Genomic DNA, 18,382 nt, shown 5'->3' on the forward strand with positions numbered 1-18,382 from the left:
TCGAAGAGAATATAATAAAATTTCTGGGAGCTATTAGAAAATTAGATAATCGTGTGAAATCTCTGATAGATAGATGAATATCAAAAATATTTCTCTCCTTAGCCAATTGTAAAATCGTAAGGATTAAAGATCTCCTTTCTTCCATCATAACTATAAATATAACTTAAATATTTTAAATGTAGTTGTTAAGCAAAGAAATTCTCTACACTTTAATGTAAAAACACAGCTGGTAATTCGAATAGCATTTATAGGAAAATCCTTGCAGTTTAAGGGAACCTTAAAAACTTTTTAAAAATTAGCCAAACAAAATATCGGATGAATACAAACTCATTACTCCAAGAGTATTACAAGGCACTTCAAGAATCACTCAAACAAATCTTCACAGCCTTGACTAGCGTAAGAAAAGACACACTAGCAAAATAGGAGGAGTAATTAGTGGGACAGCAACAGAAATAGCACAGGCAGTAGGCATGGACTACGAAACAGTACTAAAAAACCTTGACAAATTGGCAAACATAAACTTAATCAAAATAGTAAAACAAATAATACAAGACCACCCAGTACAACTAAGACGACACACACAACCACAAAACAATATTAGGAAACGGAACACTACTGCAGAGAACACAAAAGATACTAACCAGCTTAATAATAGCAATAAAAGACTTATACACAAACGAAACCCACATTATAACAACACCATACATACCACAAAAAGTTGCCGAAATACTCAAGGAGAAAAAGCAGAATACAAAACAAAAATCCAACTATACCTAGAAATACTACCAACAATCCTAAACGAGTACAACGTTACCACCATCTCATTCGACTCATGGTACGTAAACTCAAAAACCCTAACACTATCGGGGAACTCAAGGCAAACTCACGTGTTGTCGAGGGTGGCAGACACGTGCCAGTTGCCGAGTTCCCCCAAGGGGAATACCTAGGCTTAGAGAAGAGCTCTTTCCTCACATGGGTTAGGAACAAGGGTTTTGTGACCTTGAAGGTCCTCTCCTTGTTCTTGGTCCTCTTATTTAAGTACTTCCTTGGTTTGAAGTTGGGAGCCAAGAGGATATCGAGGATGATAAAAAGTATTTATCAGTCTTTGGGTGGGATTAAGAAACTGTTCAAGAGAAGGAAAAATACATAAAATGCTACACTAGCTCTTTCAAGATCCCCTCGCAATCCAAAAGATATTTACTCTTCCAACCCAATTGGGGGATTACGCTTTGGTAAATCTCAATCCCCATTGTATAACCTAGGCGTAATCCCCCTTAAGTATTATCCAATTGGGTTCTGTAATTCTTGCTTTTCTATAAAAATTTTGTTAATAAAGTAAATTACGTTAATTACACATTGGACGCTCTCTCGAGTGCTATTGTAAAGATGTTATGGGTCATGAAGGCTGGTGATTAACTTAAATTAAGTAGCCATTTCCATAGGGGCAAAGCCTTAAACCCTTTCACCTCACCCTCATAGTCCCACGTGAGGATTAATGCGTCATCTACTTTGAGTGCGGATCTAGCCTCCATTAACCCCTCCACCTCCCTCTCCTCAACCCTATCACTTGCATAAGTCACTTGAATTAAGCTCTTGGGCTCGAATTTCTCGGAGACCACGAAGTCTACTTCCTTCTTACCTTTCCAATAGAATACCTCTTTAAACCCCCTCCTTAGTAATTCGATATATACTGCGTTTTCCATAGCCCTTGATATTGAAAACTCGTAGCCCAGAGCTGTCGGGTAACCGGTGTCTATTATATACACCTTTTTGGGGTTAGCCCTCCTCTTACTCTCACTCCTCTCGAACTCCTCCACTAGGAAGGCAAAGTAAGTGTCCCGAGCTTTAGAGAAGAGTTCGAGGACTGTTTCCTTTCCTATCTTAACCCCCAGACTCCTCAAGTAGTTATAAACCTTGTTCATGCTCAGAGGGTTTGAGTAATTGGAAATTATAAAACTCGCAAAGAGCTCTGCTATTGGGGGTTTAACTATAGATAAATCCCTAACTATTACGGACTCGAAATAGGACTTGAGCAACGCTATTTTGCCTTTACCCTCTTCCAGTACTACGGCTGGATAACCGCCATAGTACAAATACTCCCTAAGTAAGGACAGGATTTTACCCCTTTGAGGTGTGTAATCTATTAAAGGAGTGTATGAAAAACCCTTGAACTTCAAAAACTCTCTAAATGACAGGGGGTAGATTTCGAAATTTACACTCCTCCCCCTCAGTTCGTCAGCTATCTTCTGTGGTGTGAGTTCTGATGATGACCCCGTTAAAAACACCCTAGCGTTGAGCCTTTTCCTAAACCAGCTCCCGTAATCCTTAACGTTTTGGATTTCGTCAAAAAAGATGTACTTCGGTTGCTTTCCAGTAAGTTCTATGAAAGCTTTAATTATTTTGTCTAAGTCTTTAACGCTTATCCCCCTTAGTCTGTAGTCCTCAAAGTCTACATAGAGTATTTCATCAAATGTAGCTATTCTGCCCTCGATTATTTTCTTTATAGTTTGGTAAAGTAGGTAAGTTTTACCACTCCTCCTCCCGCCCGTAACGGTGATTATATAGTCCTTATCTACTGGTAATGTAACCTCCCTTTCAAGGAGTTTTGGTAGGCCCGCGGTCAGCCATTCAGCTATGAAACTTTTAATCCCTTCTTCCACAACTGCTTCTTGTTTTTTAAGTTTAAGTCTTTTTCTGACTACTTTTACGAATTATCCGGTCTATTAGAGACCATATATTAAAGTCGTGAATTAAATAAAATAAAAACATAAAAAACCTCTTAATTAAGATAAATAGATTTATTATTTTAAACTTAGTATCAATTAGGTAATTATTCTAAAAACTTTGTATTAAACTAAGACCATTGGACGAACTGGAAGAGACGTTATCTATACGTCAGTATGGGAATCTCTTTTTTCCTGAGATAAATAATAACATTAGCCAAAATTGAGCAAAACCAGGACCATTCAAATAAGACCACATATATTTTATGATATAGAGTATAATTAAATATATTTTTATTAGAAAAACAAGGAAATATAGGATTAATTTCACGTTGCTAAAAAGGGGTACATAGAGTTAGCTGAGATTTGAAAAAACAACTCCCAACTTGAGGTAAACATTGTGCAACAATTTCCCTCATCTCCTTAAGGCAGAAAATCAACGAGAGACTGACAAAACCCCCACAACCTCACCCAAAGAACGAACCAAATAACAGAGGAGAATAAGAACCAACTCCTTCCTAACATCACAAGTCCTAGCCCTAAACTCCCTAGTCTCCCTCAAGACTTTCTTACCCATCTTCCTTAATGCCTTTCTAACGTCATCAATATTGTTTAAGAGGTTTAATGCTCTCCTCCCCTCATTCCCAAGCCTACTCAAGTAAGTTCCTCTAGCTTTAAAGAGTTCTTCGGGGAAAAGTGTATTAGTTAGAGAGGTGTAGATTAGTTTGAGGTAGACTTAACGAAGTCCCTGTTGTAGGATTCCATCCCTTTGTCTTTACTCCCCTTCATATGTTAAGGTCCGCCCTCTAATGTACAAAATTTTCTCCAAAAATTAGTGTTCACTAGATCTTTTTTGAATATTGTTCATCTCGTTTTTTACGCTAAAAAAGAGATTCCCATACTGAAGAGTCTAAGTATGTTGTTAAACTAAAGTAAAGCATAAAATTTTCCTATTTAATAATCATACTAATGAGCTCAGAAAAAATACCCTCAATATTTATAGGGCTTACAGTCCTAGCATCTGCAATACAATATGTTATAACTTCCTCGCCTTTTAGTTTATTATTAGCCTCCTTAGGTACTATCGGTCTTATTTCCTTAATTATAAAGAAAAAAGATGAGAATAAGTTCTTACTCATTTTTATCCCTCTTCTTATAATAGACACCATAAGCGGTATATTTATTGTCTTTGCCCTTAATAGTCCAGTTATATTTCTATCAATGATCGCTATTAGCACTATTTTAATACTATTTTTTAATTATAAAATTGGTAATAAATGATCGCTCATAATCTCATCATTGTTCGGTACTTCTTTTAGACACGGTAAAAAAGGTTTGATAATACTCATTATTATTTGTTAATGACTGGATATTATTTAAATTACGAATATCCATTAACAGCTATACCTTATTATGTGGTAAAACGATAAATATTTAAAAGGAATTTAAAAAATGCAAGAGCTACCGATTTGCCTCCAAGCTTATAAGAAGACCAGACTTTTAGAGGCTAGATATGAAGCAGAGATCACAAGAAAATTCCTTGATGAAGGTCTAATTAGGAATGCCGCTAGAAAAGCTTATCAAGCTTGTAAAGCTTTAGTTGCCCAAAATCTTCTTGGCCTCATTTAGCATATCTCTAATCCTATTTATGTAAGATGTCACATCGGTAATAGTAAGTTTTGCTTCATGAAAACCCCAAACGTGAAGTAGATAACCGTTGCTCCAACCGTCAGATACCCAATTGCCTAGTTTACTTGCTAATGAGTTAGCCGCTTTGGTTAGTAAGTATGTGTACCATCTCCCCTCTTTCATTGCTTGTTGGTATTCTGGTAAATTGAACTTTTCAGCTAAGGCTTTAACCAATTCCTCAGCTACTTTATAAGCCTTCTCAGAAGCCTGAATAGCATCACTCGTCTTTAAGTACTCCTCGCATTCCTTCATATACTTTTTAGCTAGTTCAAGTCTAAGCCTTATCTCCTCCTTAGGATCCTTACTTATCAACACATCTTCAACGTTAATTCCCATCTCTTCAGCCCTCTTTATTAATTCCTCCATGTATGAGAATAATAACAGATAATTAAATAAAATTTTATTAAAGTAGGGAGTGAGCACTTTAATGACTTCTGGTTATTGCAATTTCTTTTGTGATAACTGATTTAGCTAACCATGCCTTTTTACGGTAGCTCCAAATTGATGACAAGGGCACTTAGCTCCTTGTAGAGGAAATCCGGCTAAACATTAGAAGATTTATTAGATTCAATTAGTTCACTTATATTGAAATTTTTATATATGCATGTATACACATATATCATATGCCAAAAGTTATAACTATTTCCGATGAAGTTTACGAGAAATTATCTAAACTTAAAGGTAATAAATCATTTAGCCAAGTTATAAGCGAATTAATTGAATATTACAATAAGAATAGTAAGGGAGGGTAGAGGCTTTAGATCTGATATTTGGAATTCTGAGTGAAGAAGAGGCTAAAGAATTAGAGAAGAAAGTAGAAGAATTCAGAAAGAGTTTCAAAGTGAGAGAATGTGGTAGTGCTTGATTCTAACGTAATGATTTCTATAATGAATGGGATAAAAATCTACTTGATTTTATAAAAAATTTCAATAGTATTGCAACTACTGTAATATACGTCTATGAAATTATGAGGGGTAAATACAACATAGCTATAGAAAGATTTTTTGAATCAAATTATAATTTATCCGTTAACACTAGACCCAGTTTTAACCGTAAGAGTATTATCTATTGGCTTCCATAAGAGGGTTTACGAGCATTAGCCTTTTCCTTAGCTCTCTTTATAGGTCTTTCTTGTTTTTAACGTAAAAATGTAATGATTTTCGGATGAATCTCCTTAACCTATTTACTTAAATCATTAACTTCCATCCCCGTATATTTTTTGACCAGTTCCTCTTTACTTAGTATGTCCTTATCAAAAGTTAAAAATTGTGAAACCCCAATCAGTGTAGCAGATGCTATCTGCAATATGTCTAAGGTCTTTAACTGTAGCCTTAAAGAAAGTTCTTCACTTTTCCTTAGCAACCTGTTCCAATCAACTTCAGCCACTCTTACGTTAGAGAACTTTAACGAGTAAATGGTTGCGGCTTTGGCCTTAATTTCATCCTTAAGTTTCCTAGAGTAGAAAGAGTTAAGCTCTAAAACTGTTATTTCCCCAGTAACTAAATTTCTAATACCCCTAATTCTTATTGCTTTTTCGTAATTAGAATCTTCCTCCACTAGGGATAATATGACATTAGTATCAACATAGTGAGAATCACTCATACCTTTCTTCCCTTAAGTCAGAAGTATTCAATCGTTTATATGGAAAACCATTCTTAAACCATTCATCAACTAACCTCATAACCTCTTCCTGTTCACGTATTTTTTTCTCTATTTCTACTCTTCCATATTCTATTAATAAATTCACAGCCTCATTTTTCGACCTAGCAATTCCAAGCTTAATCATCTTCTCAATTAATTTAGCAATTTCCTCATTCACCTTTATAGTAATGACAACATTTACCATAATATTATATTGGTATACCAATATAATAAGCCTTTTCTTCCATTAGGAACTGATAGTAATTGCTCTTTACAAAAGTTTGAAAGCCTCGTCCTTCAAGGTGGGGATGTAGATTTAAATATGAGTTTTTCTAGTGAATATTTAATGGCTAGGAGGGGAAAGAACTCAATCAGAGCAACAGTTTCAATGAAGATTAGTTTATCAGACTCCCTCCTAGCCCTTGTCCGGCCCTCCACGCCTAGGGAAGGAGTTGCGTTAAGCCTTGCCGAATACCTTGCTGGCTTGTCTTCTTGGAGGGCTAGGTTATCACACTCTACCTTGCTGTATTATTATAGGAGGTTGAGTTAGGTATTTTGTGCTCTTGAGTGGCTTTTATGCTGTTGACGAGACTAAGGTTCTCGTTATTGGTGGTAATTATTATTACGTATGTATCGTTAGGGATATAGTTACTGGTGCTATACCGTTCTTTATGGTTACTAGCTTGAGGAGTGGGCTCCATGTGCTAGTTGTCCTAGTTAACATGAGGGGTGTTGAGGCTTTAGCTAGTAAATACTTCAAGAGGGTTGACAAGGTCATCTACTTACATGATGGGTTATCAGTATATAATGCTTTTAGTTGGTTTAATGTGGAGCATAAGATGGTCACGTTTAGTAAGAGGGACTACGCTGAACAAGGCTTTAGAAGTTTAAAGCATAGACTCTCCTCAATGGACTCCCACTTCCCTTGGAACTCAAATAGGTTTACTATAGCACGCTGGCTCTCGACCTTCTTCTTAATCTATAACATCCTTTACTCTCAAGTATATTTGTTAGACAAAGGGGTGATAATAAATGTAAATATTTCAAATGAATAAAATTGTTGTCCACACTCGCATTTAATAAAGCGAAAAGTTTAATAGAGAATAAACGAATAGCATTATTGATGTTATTAAACCCGCATAACGCGGGGGGCACGGGTGCGGGTCATAAGGCCCAAGCCCGTGCCTAGTAAATCTTAAGCGTTAATATTTTATCATTATTTCTTATAAAGAGCTTGTTTAAGATAGTGTTGCATAGTTCAACTGTTTCATATTCGTGATCTTTTTTACTTGCTCTTCTCAATACACAAGGAGAGGTATTATTCTTGATATCTATATTATCCATTCTACCTATAGTCCACGCTATGACATCTGTTACTTGTAAACCTCTATGTATTCGATCTCCTTCTCTTGACATAAGGATTTCGTCGAAATACTTCATTCTTAAATCACTAAATGAAGGACTCTTATCACCATCGTCTATAACACCTTCATTTAACCATTTCCTATATGTCTCATAAATTTCATTAGCTTTAAAATCCTTGCCCGGTGTATCAAAAACCACTAGAATAGGCTCCCCATACTTAACGCTCATTGCAATCCTTTCAAGAATAAACTTAAAAGCTAATTTGTACTTTAAATCCAATGTTAAGTGTTTTTCTATTCTGGAAGCTACCGCGAAAACTTCTTCCCTTTTCATCTTACCGAGCTTTTCCACGATGTCGAATAAAATATGCCTTTTAATTTCTATAATTTGTTCATGTGTAACGCCTATTTTTTTCAATAACTTCCTTAACGTATCCTTCTCATTTATAAACTCCTTCATGTGTATTATTAAATCATTAAGAGACCGCCGATCCTTAATCCATGTTTCAACGTCTTCCAAATTATCTGAACCTATTGTATGCCTATCTATTGCACTACTGATTTCATTTAAAATTACATCAGCGAATATGTTATTCACATTCTTAACGAATTCATCTTTAATTACTAGTCCACCTAGAACTATTCTATTTTCACAATTTCTTCTACTCTCATCAATATAAACTAAATACATAATTATAGTAAATATTATTTATAAATAAACCTTTCGGGCGATTCAGAGGTTCTGGGCGATTCACGGCTCTTTTTGTAAATTCACTTTATTTTATCATTTTGAGATTAAATAATTGATTGTACATTGACAATTAGAAAGACAAAGGAGGGCGATTCAGGTTTCCTTTGCGAATTGTAATAATCTCATAGAATTAGTATAATTCTATGAAGAAATAATTGATTATATATCATTATCCCCATTAAGTCCGTGGTATAACTCGTTGGTTTTTCTAACTGTCAAAGTATAATCTCGAAATAAGAAAATAAAGTGAATTCGCAAAAGAGCCGTGAATCTCACGTGAGAGCGTCCAATGTGTAATTAATATAATTTACTTTATTAATAAATTTTTGTAGAAAAGTAAATATTACAGAACCAACTTGCATGATAATACTTAATGAGATTACACCTAGATTATACGTGTGTTAAACTCTAGATTGGAAAATCTCACTAGGAAAGTTCCCTTAACTTTGATTATCGAATATTGCGAGATTATTTGTAGTTACATTTAATAAATTGATTTTATATTATTATATTTGTTGTAATTAACTGAATTTAATTCTAGGTAAACATGTTTTATAACTTTTTAGTTTATTTAGTTATTCACATTAATTACACATTGGACGCTCTCACGTGACAAAAGATCCTAAAATTATTAATTTCGATTCTTTAAATGAGCTCTGGGTTTTATAATAGGTTGGTCGATAAGGACTGACTTCATCCCCGCCCTGAAGGGCGAGGGTTCCCCTCATCGGTTCGGGACTACATCCCTCATTTGAGGGGCAGACGAGAGGGTCAGAGACCCCCTCCTGTTAAGATTCATAATTCCAATAACATCCCTATCATTCTCATAACCACAAGACGGACAGCTGAAGTACCTATAACCTACTTCTTTCATCTTTTTACCACACTTAGGGCAAGAGACAGAAGAATAGTGAGGATTAACATACACAACCAACAAGCCGTGTTTCTTAGCCTGCCACTCAATCCAATACTGAACACGACGGTATTGCATCAAATACAGTTTATCCCTAAACTCAGATGGTAATTTATTAACATGTTTAATCAAATTCTTGAGGTTCTCTAACTTAATAACATTAGCACCAAAATCCTCTGCAACCTCAACAACCCACTTCCCAACCTTTCTAGCAAAATCCTCCATGATTCGCTTAGCCTTAGAGTAGAAGTACTTAATCCTTACAAGAATTCTCTTATTCACCCTCCACCTCTTAGGGTACTTTCTCTGCAGAACTTCAGCTAAAGACTTCCAATGATGAACCTCATGAAGGCGTGTAGAAATCCTAACATAACGAGTATCATCCTTACCAACAACAATCTCATTCATGTTAATATCAACAGCAACACTACCCCTAGGTTGAATTTTTACTTTCTTTTTCTCAAAAACCACTTTAAGAAACGCTTTATCACCCTTGATTACCAACCTTGCCTCCTTCATCTTCCAGTCCATGTAGTCCTTAATGTTTCTAGGATAACCAAGGATTGGGAGCTCACCGACACCAGCAATCCTAGCCACCATCTTGTTAAAATCTATGTTATAACTTGCTTTTGGTGTTAACCATACAGTCGGCTTATACACTCTAGGAAACCTACCCCTCCTTGGGTTATTATACCAACCCTTGTATACTGAGAGTGCATCCCTATAACAGTCCTCAGCAACCTTTGATGGTAGATTGTATTCCCCTCTTAACTTATCATATAACTCCTCATGGACTCTTCCTAACACACCCTTCTCTTCCGGATTTTTCACATTTTCTTTCAACCAAAACAACGAATAACGTAGTGCCTTAACGTAGTTATTCACAAGAGCTAGGAGGGGTTCAGATAGGGCGATCTTCATCGAAACAGTAGCTCTGATCGCTTTAACCCTCCTAGCCATTAGGAGAAAATTAAAAGAGCTAATATTTAAACTTTATAAGGGGCTATCCATTCCCGCCTCAGAGAGGCAAGGCTTTCCGCCCCCTTAACCCCATTTTTTTATAAAGTATCCTCTTCATAGATAGCCTCATATTGGAATGTAATGAGATCCATAATCTAACTACTAGTGTTATTTAAAGTTTTTAAAAGCGGTATCACACTTTATCATATGATAAAAAGATTGGCGATTAAGAACTTTAAAAGCTACCGTGACGCTGAATTTGAATTTGGAAAAGTGAATGTCGTAGTTGGGCCTAATGGTTCTGGTAAAACTAATCTCGTTGATGCTTTTAGTTTTCTAAAGCAACTCATTAGACCCCTATCTTACCCACCTTATCCTTTCATCCGGTGGGGAGATTACAAGAACGTTATATTTATGCAAGATGAAAATTTGGACATCTCCTTTGAGATTAACGGTACATATAAGAGCAAAGATTACCACTATGAGGTTTCACTAAACAATTTGCAGATAAAAAAGGAAATAATAAATTTCGCCTCTCATACCATAGAAAGAGAAAATAACGTAATTAGATATGAAAATAAAGAAGTTACAATCTCTCAAAATCTAAGTGTGTTTAACTTATTCGTCTCACAAATAATACCCAACATTACAATAATATACAATCTTAATTTCCCCCTTCCCGGAGAATTCATAGATTTTATGACGAATTTCTTGAATGATATAGGTGTGTTCAGAATAGTTCCTCAAATTGCAGTATCACCAGTACACTTTACCTTCCCAGAAGCAGTGGACGAAAACGGTCGCGGATTGGTAAAAGTTATTGCAAACAATCTAACTAAAATTATAGAGAGCGAAAACATGAAACCACTTCATGACTTCTTGAATGAAAATAACATTTCACTCAGACCCGTTTTTACTGAGGACGGAAATATAAGACTCTACTTTGTTGAAAAAAGTGAAAACAGAGAATTAATCTTACCACCGTCATCAGTATCGGACGGGTTCATAAAAATGTTAACAATTCTCGTTGCAGTATATTTGTTAGGATTGTCAACTATAGTTATAGATGAGATAGAGAATTCACTTCATCTTAGATATATTGAAAACTTAATTGATGTTATGCGTTATTCTAATACTCAGTTTATAATGACTACACATTCACCATTAATCATTGACTTTATGGACCCTTCTGAAATTATAATACTCGATAAAGAAAAAGGGGAAACTAAGGTCAGCAAAATAAATGAACCTAATAAATTAAAGGAGAAGTTGGTTAATGATGGTATTTTGTTAAGCGAATGGATATTGTATTAGGGAATCATTTTGAGTGAAACAAGTAGAAAGAAGATCTTTGCTATTATGGAAGATAAATATGGTTGTAGGGCAATTACCGAATTAATTAAAAAACTTAAGGAAAACCAAGTGATAGAAAAGAGATCGAATTGGATTGCCATTCAGCAGGTGGAAAAGGTAATATAATTTCTACAAAAACTGTAAGAATCGTGAGAAGTGCTAGTTCTAAGGAATTTAATAGAATAATAATTTTCGTGGACAGCGACTACGAGGATCCTAACTCTATTGAAAATAGGTTAAAAGATATGCTGAAAAGGGCAGGAGAAGATATAGGCAAAGTTTGTATAATCGTTTTCAAACCACACATAGAAATACTTTTACTTCCACAAGAGAATAATCCGCTTGATTATCTAAGAACTCATGAAAGATATGAAAAGAGTGATCTACCTAGACGTATCAGTAATATAAACCTAGATAAAGTAGGTAAATTAAGAAGTTTCCAAAAAATTGTTAGAGTATTAAATGACCCTTAACTCCTTTTTGATTACATATTTGAACGGAGAATAAAAATGACTTGAGTATTCAATAAGAATTATGCATCTGAAATTTCTAAATGCTTTTGTGGGACGCTTCAATTTTCTCAGACGTTAGGTTCACAATTTTCATTAAATTCAAAATTAATCGTTAAACTAAAAAGTAAAATCTGTATTCAGCTTTAATAAAAAATCAAATAATCTATGAAGCATCATAACTGTGGGTGAGTCAGGTTTCCTTTGCGAATTGTGATAATCCCATAGAATTAGTATAATTCTATGAAGAAATAATTGATTATATATCATTATCCCCATTAAGTCCGTGGTATAACTCCTTGGTCTCTCCAATTGTTAATATACAATCAATTTTTTGATTTCAAAATGAGAAAATAAAGTGAATTCGTAAAAGAGCTGTGAAAGACCCGCCAAAATCTAAGGAAAACCTAAAATTATTAGCCGTAATTTATTTTAACCTGGACGAGAATCTATTTATGTGTCTACCGTTTATAGTATACGGATACCGAAAAAGCTAAGGGAATTAATGAATTTGGTAAACGTGGATTGGCAAAAGGAGATAAGTAAGTATATAGAGGATAGAGTAAGGGAGGAGTTAATACGGAAATACATAGAAGAGGGGAGAAAGAATTTAGCTAAAATGAAAAATATAAGTAATGCGGACTTAATCAGAGAGGACAGGGAAGCTTGATACTCGATTCTTCTGCCATAGCTTCATTTTTCTTTAGAGATAATTTCACAGACAAAGTGATAAAAATAATAGAAGGCAGTGATGAAGATTTCTTAACGTTGGATTTGGCCTTTGCTGAAGTTTCTAATGTTGCCTGGAAAAGGATAGTGATATTTAACGATGATTACAATATTACATTGGAGCAGTTAAAGAATGCTTTAGATTTTATAGAGAAATTATGCAAGATAGTTTATGTTAAGGATATTACCATGGAAGCTATTAACTTAGCAGTACAGGAGAAGTTACCTTTCTATGATTCCGCATTTCTTTATCTCGCTATAAAGGAAGGTACTAAGCTATTAACTACTGACCTAAAACTATTTAATAAATTAAACGATAAGCTGAAGAACTATGTTATAGTCCCAGAGTGACTTCCAGGTAGTTTTCCTCTGATAAGGGGTCGGACTTTCATCGAGATTTCATGATATCAACTTCCATACCCCTTATCCGGTCCCCCGTGAGAGGCTCCACATGCTTCGCCTCTAACATTCCTGTGGGAACCGAGTAGTAGTTTAAGGAAATTCCCTCACCATAAAAAATTATAATATTTGCTCATTAACCAATAAATACTTTGAATTTACTTCCTTACTTTATTTCGTTAATCACAAGGAATTTTCAGTTAATAAGACAATATATCTTACATTTATTTAACGTAACGTAAAAATGTAACGATTTTCCTATAAATGCTAACCGAGAATCTGTGGGTGTCAAACGTGTATCCCCTATATAAATCTTGTGATTGTAATACCGTGATTTCCTTACATAGTGTTAACTATGTTCAGTCTCAGTGTGGACAACAATTTCGTTCATTTGAAATAAATTGTATTAATTGTTTTTACTTAGATGGAGAATTCATCGTAATACTTTTTTGGTGAGCACGGGGATTTTTCTTGGGGGTGAACGATGAACAACCCAACTAGATGGAGGACTCCCGTGCTCACCCAAGTAATATTAGTTTTAATGGGGTATATTAATCTTAAGCCTAGGTTATACCATGAGGATTGAGATTTACCAAGCGTAATCCCCCAATTGGGTTGGAAGAGTAAATATCTTTTGGATTGCGAGGAGATCTTGAAAGAGCTAGTGATCAGAAGGGAGTTCGAGGGTTTCAAGTTCACTAAATATGACCCCTTGACTTACTTGAAGATGCTGATTGTTATGGTGATTTACAGTGAGTCTTATAGGTTAGGAGGGGTTTGGAGATTTTGAGGAGTGGTGTTGAGTTCTTTGGGATTTTCCTCAAGATGAGGTGTTATGCTAGGAGTTTAGAGGTGTTGAATACTTTCGCTAATCTCGTAGGTTTAGCTTATAATATTCAGCGGTTTAGGGCTCTTAGGAAGAGGCGAGTCTTACACTAGAAAAACTCGGTGGGAAATCATGCTAGAAAAGTTCTCTCAGCTTGGGTTATCGAAAATTGCGAGATTATTTGTAATTGCTTTTAATAAACTGATTTTATATTATCATACTTCTTATAATTAAGTGAATTTAATTCTGAGCAAACGTTTTTTATAACTTTTTACTTTATTTAGTTATTCACATTAATTACACATTGGACGCTCTCTCGGGCTCATCTATCATATGGGCAAAGTTTTAAGCATAAACATCAAGCGGTCATGAGAGGCCTCACTAACTTTCTGTCTCAGTACGCATAACGCCAAAGTCTCTCTGTCCAGCTTCTCGTCTGAACCCCAGCCTCTTGTAAAGATTATGAGAGTTTTTTAACTGGAAGCGTTCCCGTTATTTTTAGTGACGAATAATTTAACCATACTTACTTTTACGAAACTAAAACTTTAACTAACGTATTTAGTATATAGCAACTCTCATCCTTACTAAGTTCCAAAATCGCCTTCTCCATAAATAATAATTTTCAATCTCAGTTAGATCCGTAGAATTAACTTCAGTATGTGAAACGTTAATGAGATATCTCTTCCTAATGTCTATCCATTTAGAAATCTAACTTTATCACGTATTGTCTCGGCATCAAAGTTTTGCATTACGTAATAAATAGCTAGGAAAAAAATCATATTTAATCATATATTCATTATAAATTCTACTCCTAATATTTCTTCTTAATATAGAATCGCCGATTCACTTATCAAAACCCCAATAAAATACTTGCTTATCTCTTCAACAGCGGAAAGAAGTAAGAAAGCTAGAATATTATTACTGAGCCCGAGCTCCTTCCCTTCTTGGTATAATCTGTAAAATTCCTTTTTATTCTTCATTCTAAATTCTTACCCATGCTCCACACTTATTTGTAAGTAAAGAAACTAAATTCTCAAACCTTATAAACTAGTCTGATAAGACTAGTCATATGAGATTATATCTTAGAAGACGAGAAGAAGAAAAGATAAGGAACATTAACAGTTGGACTTTAGTTTACGGAAGGAGAAAAACCGGAAAGACTACGCTTATAAAAAACAACCTAAAAATGGACTTTTACGCATTAATAGCGGATTCAAACAACGCAATAGACCTTAATGATAATACAATGAAAATAGATGACGTTATAAAGGAGGTAAAATCAACGCTGTCCAAGGGAGGTACTGCAGTAATTGATGAATTCCAAAGGTTGCCTGAGGTATACTGGAGTATAATAAGCAATTGGAAAAGGGAAGGGATCCTAGTCCTTGTGGCTTCTAGTTACGGAATAGTTAACAAGGTATTTGATAGGAATAGCCCACTCCTTGGATTATTTCTGCCCATGGAAATAGGGATAATATCTTATGAGGACGTGCTTTCACAGTTGAGAGATCCCCTTCTTTCAGTGCTTTACAGAGACCCTTGGATAATTCCTTTTGTAGATAGTTATAATGACTTTGTTAGGAAGATAAAAGAGCTTTCCTTAGTTTCAAAGGGGCTAATAGGCGAGGTATTTAAAGAGGAAGAAAGGCAGTTAAGTGAAATATATTACAAGACATTACTCCTTCTAGGAGAGGGCATTTGGAAGACTTCAGAAATTGCAGGGATTATACAACCTAAAGGCGGTGAGGGGACTATCTCCTCAATGGTTAATAAACTAGTTAAGATGGGACTTGTACAGAAGATTCCTACACTCTCTAAGGAAAATTACTATAAGGTTTACTCTCCTCCGCTCTCCTTAGCCTTATATGCCGAGGCTAAGTATGCAGTCTCCGAACTAGACGTGGAGGTAAACGAGTTGCCTATAGGGAGAGAAGTGCAATTTAGTGTAGGTGAGTTATTAGCAAAATATTTTGGCGGAGTGCTATATTACTCTCCTAAGGAGGACATTGACGTGGTGATAGTTAAAAAGAAGAAACCTATCTGGGCATTTGAGGTAAAAATGAGCGAAATAACTAAAGGAGAAGCTAAGGAGGCTATAAAAAGGATGAGTAAGATTGCGGAAAAAGTAGGGCTAGTTAGTTTAAAGGAAAAACCTGAAGAAATTGCTGACTTAAGTATAGGTCCTAAAGAGTTATTAGAAATTGCAGAAGAAGTGAGGAAAAGAAGTGCAGATTGAAATACAAATTGTACTGTAAGCTATGCAACATTTAGCGGAGTAAAAGATAAGATTCTTACACCACTTGAGGGCTGAGTTCTTAAGGGTTTTGAATAAATTAGGGGTCAGACTTTCATTGAGGTTTCATGAATTTACATCCAACCTCTCGTCCTCATACCCCTTATATCCCTCCCCGTGCCTAGGATAACCCAAGATGGGTAGTTCACCAATACTTGTTATTCTAACACTCATTTTTTCAAAGTTTATTGTGTAACTAGCTTTTGGTGTTAACCATACTGTTGGTTTATATACTCTTTAAAATCGTCCCTTTCTAGGATTATTGTACTAACTCTTGTATGTTGCTAGTGCATCACGGTAACAGTCTTCAGTAATCTTTGATGGTAGTGAAATTCCTCTCTCAGTTTATCGTATAGTTCTGGTGTATAAATCCTAATACGTCTTTTTCATTTGGGTTTTAATCCCTTTTCTTTTAACCAGAATATTTCTTGTCTTTCTCCTTAATAGTCCAGTTATATTTCTATCAATGATCACTATCAGCACTATTTTAATGTTATTTTTTAATTACAAAAAAGAGAGAGCTCTTTGGGTAATAAATATTCGCTCAAGTCATATTATTAATCGGTTCAGTACTTTATATGATAAAATGGTTTAAGGGTGCTCATTGTTAGCTGTTAACGATCTTTATGTTATTTAAATTATAAATCTCCATTGATAGTTATAGCTATACCTTATTATGTGGTAAAGTGATAGATATTAAAAGGGATTTAAAAATGCAAGAGCTACCGAAGCCTTGGTTTGATCTTCAAGCTTATAAGAAGACAAGACTCTTAGAGGCTAAATATGAAGCGGAGATTGCAAGAAAATTCCTTGATGAAGGCCTAATTAGGAATGCAGCAGGGAAAACTTATCAGGCTTGGAAAGCTTTAGTTGCAGGTATTGCCGTAGATCATAGGGATAAGTTGAAGGGTTTGTTTACGGGTAAAATTAAAATAAAAGGTGGGAAAATGATAGAGAAAGTCGATTGGGTTATCGCTATAATGCCCAGTACTGCATTAAAAATAGTCTCACAAGTTATCGGGGGTGAAATCTCGCTTTATACTAATTTAGCTTTACTTATTCATCAATATCAGTATAATGGCCCAGATAAGGAGGGTATCGTAAGTCCTTACACAAATGATGAAATAGCCAAGAACGACATTATTTTGCTTCTTAACGAAATAGAGAAAATCTTAAGTACGTATAGTTAGTAAGGATATTTAATTAACTCTAAACTTTCTCCTCAAATCTACTTCGATGGAATTGCGTTAAGTTTCATAATGTAAAACCTTCGAGTTTAACATCTAAAGCTATTCTTACTTAACTGTGTATAAACCATTTTATAAGTCTATGACTTTTATTTCATCCTTGGCTCAAGTGTGGAGATAGTATCGTCATTAAGCTATTTATATTTGTATTATGAGTATTACTTATGGGTAGGAAGCCTGTATTTAGGCAAGATTTAGCTTGTCCCTCTTGTGGTAGTCATCACGTCGTTAAGTGTGGTAAGCCTCTTGGTAGGCAGAGGTTTCTGTGTAGGGATTGCGGTAAGTACTTCCTTGCAGACGCGGTTTATCACCACCACTCTAAGGAGGTGAGGGAGAAGGCTTTGAGGATGTATACTAATGGTATGAGTATGAGGGCTATTTCTAGGGTTCTTAATGTGCCTTTGGGTACTGTTTTCACTTGGGTTAAGCGTTATGATAAGAGGAAGTATGAGAAGCTAGTGGAGTAGGGCTAAAGAGCTGGTCAAGGGTAAGGCCGTTACTAGGGTTGTTGATGAGGTGTGGACGTACTTGTACAGAAATACTAGGGCTTTCTACAAGTGGGTGTTTACTTGTTATTTGTATACTAGGCTAGGGTTATACATAATTTACTCTGTGGGTGATAGGGATGAGAATACCTTTCGTGAGGTTGAAATGTATTTGCCAGATGATGGGTGAGTGATGATTACAACTTTTGGTTAAAGGATCACACGGTAGTCTCACCAGTTAATCCCAACGAGGGGCTTCATTCCTCACTGAGGGATAGGCTTGTCAAGAGGGCGACGAAGGCTGTTAACAGGAGTATAAATATGGTGAAGTATTCCATAGCCCTAGTCTTATGGGAGAGAATGCTAATCCCAGAATTTGTAGCTTAATGATGAGACTATCTCCACACTCGGTTAGCAGTAAGTATCATCACTACGGATTTCCAAAGTTCTACAATCTTATCATTATCTAATCACTGAGATAATTGAATAATTGCATCATG

The 18,382-nt window shown here is 35.3% G+C and carries 14 protein-coding genes and 8 pseudogenes; 13 read left to right on the plus strand and 9 right to left on the minus strand.

Annotated features, from left to right (window positions below; genetic code table 11):
- Positions 1-315: 315 nt before the first annotated feature.
- Positions 316-1,150 (plus strand): annotated as a pseudogene (locus STK_RS14980) (ISNCY family transposase).
- Between the two features lie 262 nt (positions 1,151-1,412).
- Here STK_RS14980 and STK_RS11095 read toward each other — a convergent pair.
- The 3 genes and pseudogenes from STK_RS11095 to STK_RS11105 form a co-directional block, all read right to left on the minus strand.
- On the minus strand, positions 1,413-2,660 hold the full coding sequence (locus STK_RS11095) for an ATP-binding protein (protein ID WP_010980072.1): 1,248 nt from the start codon (positions 2,658-2,660) through the stop codon (positions 1,413-1,415).
- Positions 2,661-3,261: 601 nt separating this feature from the next.
- Positions 3,262-3,512, minus strand: a pseudogene (locus STK_RS14985) (ISH3 family transposase); the annotation flags it as partial.
- 161 nt (positions 3,513-3,673) lie between these two features.
- The gene (locus STK_RS11105; protein ID WP_052846702.1) at positions 3,674-3,961 is read right to left on the minus strand and encodes a hypothetical protein; all 288 of its coding nucleotides are present in this window, start codon (positions 3,959-3,961) and stop codon (positions 3,674-3,676) included.
- 214 nt (positions 3,962-4,175) lie between these two features.
- On the opposite strand from STK_RS11105, the gene STK_RS14990 reads away from it, so the two are divergent.
- Positions 4,176-4,352 carry a PaREP1 family protein gene (locus STK_RS14990; RefSeq protein ID WP_084742673.1) on the plus strand — a complete coding sequence of 59 codons (177 nt, stop codon included), beginning with the start codon at positions 4,176-4,178 and terminating at the stop codon, positions 4,350-4,352.
- On the opposite strand, the gene STK_RS11110 is transcribed toward STK_RS14990, so the two are convergent.
- Positions 4,320-4,778: a PaREP1 family protein gene (locus STK_RS11110; RefSeq protein ID WP_052846703.1), complete on the minus strand. Its 459-nt coding sequence runs from the start codon at positions 4,776-4,778 to the stop codon at positions 4,320-4,322. The genes STK_RS14990 and STK_RS11110 overlap by 33 nt on opposite strands.
- 257 nt (positions 4,779-5,035) lie before the next feature.
- On the opposite strand from STK_RS11110, the pseudogene STK_RS11115 reads away from it, so the two are divergent.
- A pseudogene (locus STK_RS11115) lies at positions 5,036-5,277 on the plus strand (antitoxin VapB family protein).
- Between the two features lie 314 nt (positions 5,278-5,591).
- Here the strand turns inward: STK_RS11115 and STK_RS11120 are convergent.
- Both STK_RS11120 and STK_RS11125 read right to left on the minus strand, forming a co-directional pair.
- Complete coding sequence (locus STK_RS11120; protein WP_010980076.1) at positions 5,592-6,014, minus strand: type II toxin-antitoxin system VapC family toxin; 423 nt, start codon at positions 6,012-6,014, stop codon at positions 5,592-5,594.
- Positions 6,007-6,258, minus strand: coding sequence for a hypothetical protein (locus STK_RS11125; protein WP_052846704.1), 252 nt, complete (start codon positions 6,256-6,258; stop codon positions 6,007-6,009). The genes STK_RS11120 and STK_RS11125 overlap by 8 nt, the downstream gene beginning before the upstream one ends.
- A 240-nt stretch (positions 6,259-6,498) precedes the next feature.
- On the opposite strand from STK_RS11125, the pseudogene STK_RS11130 reads away from it, so the two are divergent.
- Positions 6,499-7,108 (plus strand): annotated as a pseudogene (locus tag STK_RS11130) (IS6 family transposase); the annotation flags it as partial.
- Positions 7,109-7,238: 130 nt separating this feature from the next.
- Here STK_RS11130 and STK_RS11135 read toward each other — a convergent pair.
- Both STK_RS11135 and STK_RS11140 read right to left on the minus strand, forming a co-directional pair.
- Entirely contained in the window at positions 7,239-8,108 is an 870-nt protein-coding gene (locus STK_RS11135; protein ID WP_010980078.1) for a DUF3800 domain-containing protein, read from the minus strand.
- 784 nt (positions 8,109-8,892) lie between these two features.
- Positions 8,893-10,041 carry an RNA-guided endonuclease TnpB family protein gene (locus STK_RS11140; RefSeq protein ID WP_010980080.1) on the minus strand — a complete coding sequence of 383 codons (1,149 nt, stop codon included), beginning with the start codon at positions 10,039-10,041 and terminating at the stop codon, positions 8,893-8,895.
- Positions 10,042-10,248: 207 nt separating this feature from the next.
- Between STK_RS11140 and STK_RS11145 the strand changes: the two genes are divergently transcribed.
- The 7 genes and pseudogenes from STK_RS11145 (at position 10,249) to STK_RS11165 (ending at position 16,093) form a co-directional block, all read left to right on the plus strand.
- Positions 10,249-11,355, plus strand: a complete 1,107-nt coding sequence (locus STK_RS11145; protein ID WP_052846705.1) for an AAA family ATPase — start codon at positions 10,249-10,251, stop codon at positions 11,353-11,355.
- A 128-nt stretch (positions 11,356-11,483) separates the two neighbouring features.
- Positions 11,484-11,867, plus strand: a complete 384-nt coding sequence (locus STK_RS11150) for a hypothetical protein (protein ID WP_232616477.1) — start codon at positions 11,484-11,486, stop codon at positions 11,865-11,867.
- 541 nt (positions 11,868-12,408) lie between these two features.
- Positions 12,409-12,573: a VapB-type antitoxin gene (locus STK_RS11155; protein WP_232616478.1), complete on the plus strand. Its 165-nt coding sequence runs from the start codon at positions 12,409-12,411 to the stop codon at positions 12,571-12,573.
- A complete protein-coding gene (locus tag STK_RS11160; RefSeq protein WP_069168156.1) occupies positions 12,570-12,983 on the plus strand; it encodes a type II toxin-antitoxin system VapC family toxin in 414 nt (137 codons plus the stop codon). Before STK_RS11155 ends, STK_RS11160 begins: the two co-directional genes overlap by 4 nt.
- Before the next feature lie 532 nt (positions 12,984-13,515).
- Positions 13,516-13,614: pseudogene (locus tag STK_RS15415) on the plus strand (IS6 family transposase); the annotation flags it as partial.
- Positions 13,607-13,970: pseudogene (locus STK_RS14995) on the plus strand (hypothetical protein). The pseudogenes STK_RS15415 and STK_RS14995, both read left to right, overlap by 8 nt.
- 956 nt (positions 13,971-14,926) lie before the next feature.
- Positions 14,927-16,093: an AAA family ATPase gene (locus STK_RS11165; RefSeq protein ID WP_010980086.1), complete on the plus strand. Its 1,167-nt coding sequence runs from the start codon at positions 14,927-14,929 to the stop codon at positions 16,091-16,093.
- Positions 16,094-16,243: 150 nt separating this feature from the next.
- Here the strand turns inward: STK_RS11165 and STK_RS15420 are convergent.
- A pseudogene (locus STK_RS15420) lies at positions 16,244-16,584 on the minus strand (RNA-guided endonuclease TnpB family protein); the annotation flags it as partial.
- 279 nt (positions 16,585-16,863) lie between these two features.
- Here STK_RS15420 and STK_RS11170 point away from each other — a divergent pair.
- Positions 16,864-17,340, plus strand: a complete 477-nt coding sequence (locus tag STK_RS11170) for a PaREP1 family protein (protein ID WP_052847008.1) — start codon at positions 16,864-16,866, stop codon at positions 17,338-17,340.
- Positions 17,341-17,561: 221 nt separating this feature from the next.
- A pseudogene (locus tag STK_RS14620) lies at positions 17,562-18,269 on the plus strand (transposase-like zinc-binding domain-containing protein).
- Positions 18,270-18,382 lie beyond the last annotated feature (113 nt).

Origin of the sequence: Sulfurisphaera tokodaii str. 7 (assembly GCF_000011205.1) — an archaeon.
In the GTDB taxonomy this organism is placed as follows: Archaea; Thermoproteota; Thermoprotei_A; order Sulfolobales; family Sulfolobaceae; genus Sulfurisphaera; species Sulfurisphaera tokodaii.

Coding starts and splice junctions, on each gene's coding strand:
- STK_RS14990 (WP_084742673.1), top strand. CDS start 4,176: ATGCAAGAGCTACCGATTTGCCTCCAAGCTTATAAGAAGACCAGACTT.
- STK_RS11110 (WP_052846703.1), bottom strand. CDS start 4,778: ATGGAGGAATTAATAAAGAGGGCTGAAGAGATGGGAATTAACGTTGAA.
- STK_RS11120 (WP_010980076.1), bottom strand. CDS start 6,014: ATGAGTGATTCTCACTATGTTGATACTAATGTCATATTATCCCTAGTG.
- STK_RS11125 (WP_052846704.1), bottom strand. CDS start 6,258: ATGGTAAATGTTGTCATTACTATAAAGGTGAATGAGGAAATTGCTAAA.
- STK_RS11135 (WP_010980078.1), bottom strand. CDS start 8,108: ATGTATTTAGTTTATATTGATGAGAGTAGAAGAAATTGTGAAAATAGA.
- STK_RS11140 (WP_010980080.1), bottom strand. CDS start 10,041: ATGGCTAGGAGGGTTAAAGCGATCAGAGCTACTGTTTCGATGAAGATC.
- STK_RS11145 (WP_052846705.1), top strand. CDS start 10,249: ATGATAAAAAGATTGGCGATTAAGAACTTTAAAAGCTACCGTGACGCT.
- STK_RS11155 (WP_232616478.1), top strand. CDS start 12,409: ATGAATTTGGTAAACGTGGATTGGCAAAAGGAGATAAGTAAGTATATA.
- STK_RS11165 (WP_010980086.1), top strand. CDS start 14,927: ATGAGATTATATCTTAGAAGACGAGAAGAAGAAAAGATAAGGAACATT.
- STK_RS11170 (WP_052847008.1), top strand. CDS start 16,864: ATGCAAGAGCTACCGAAGCCTTGGTTTGATCTTCAAGCTTATAAGAAG.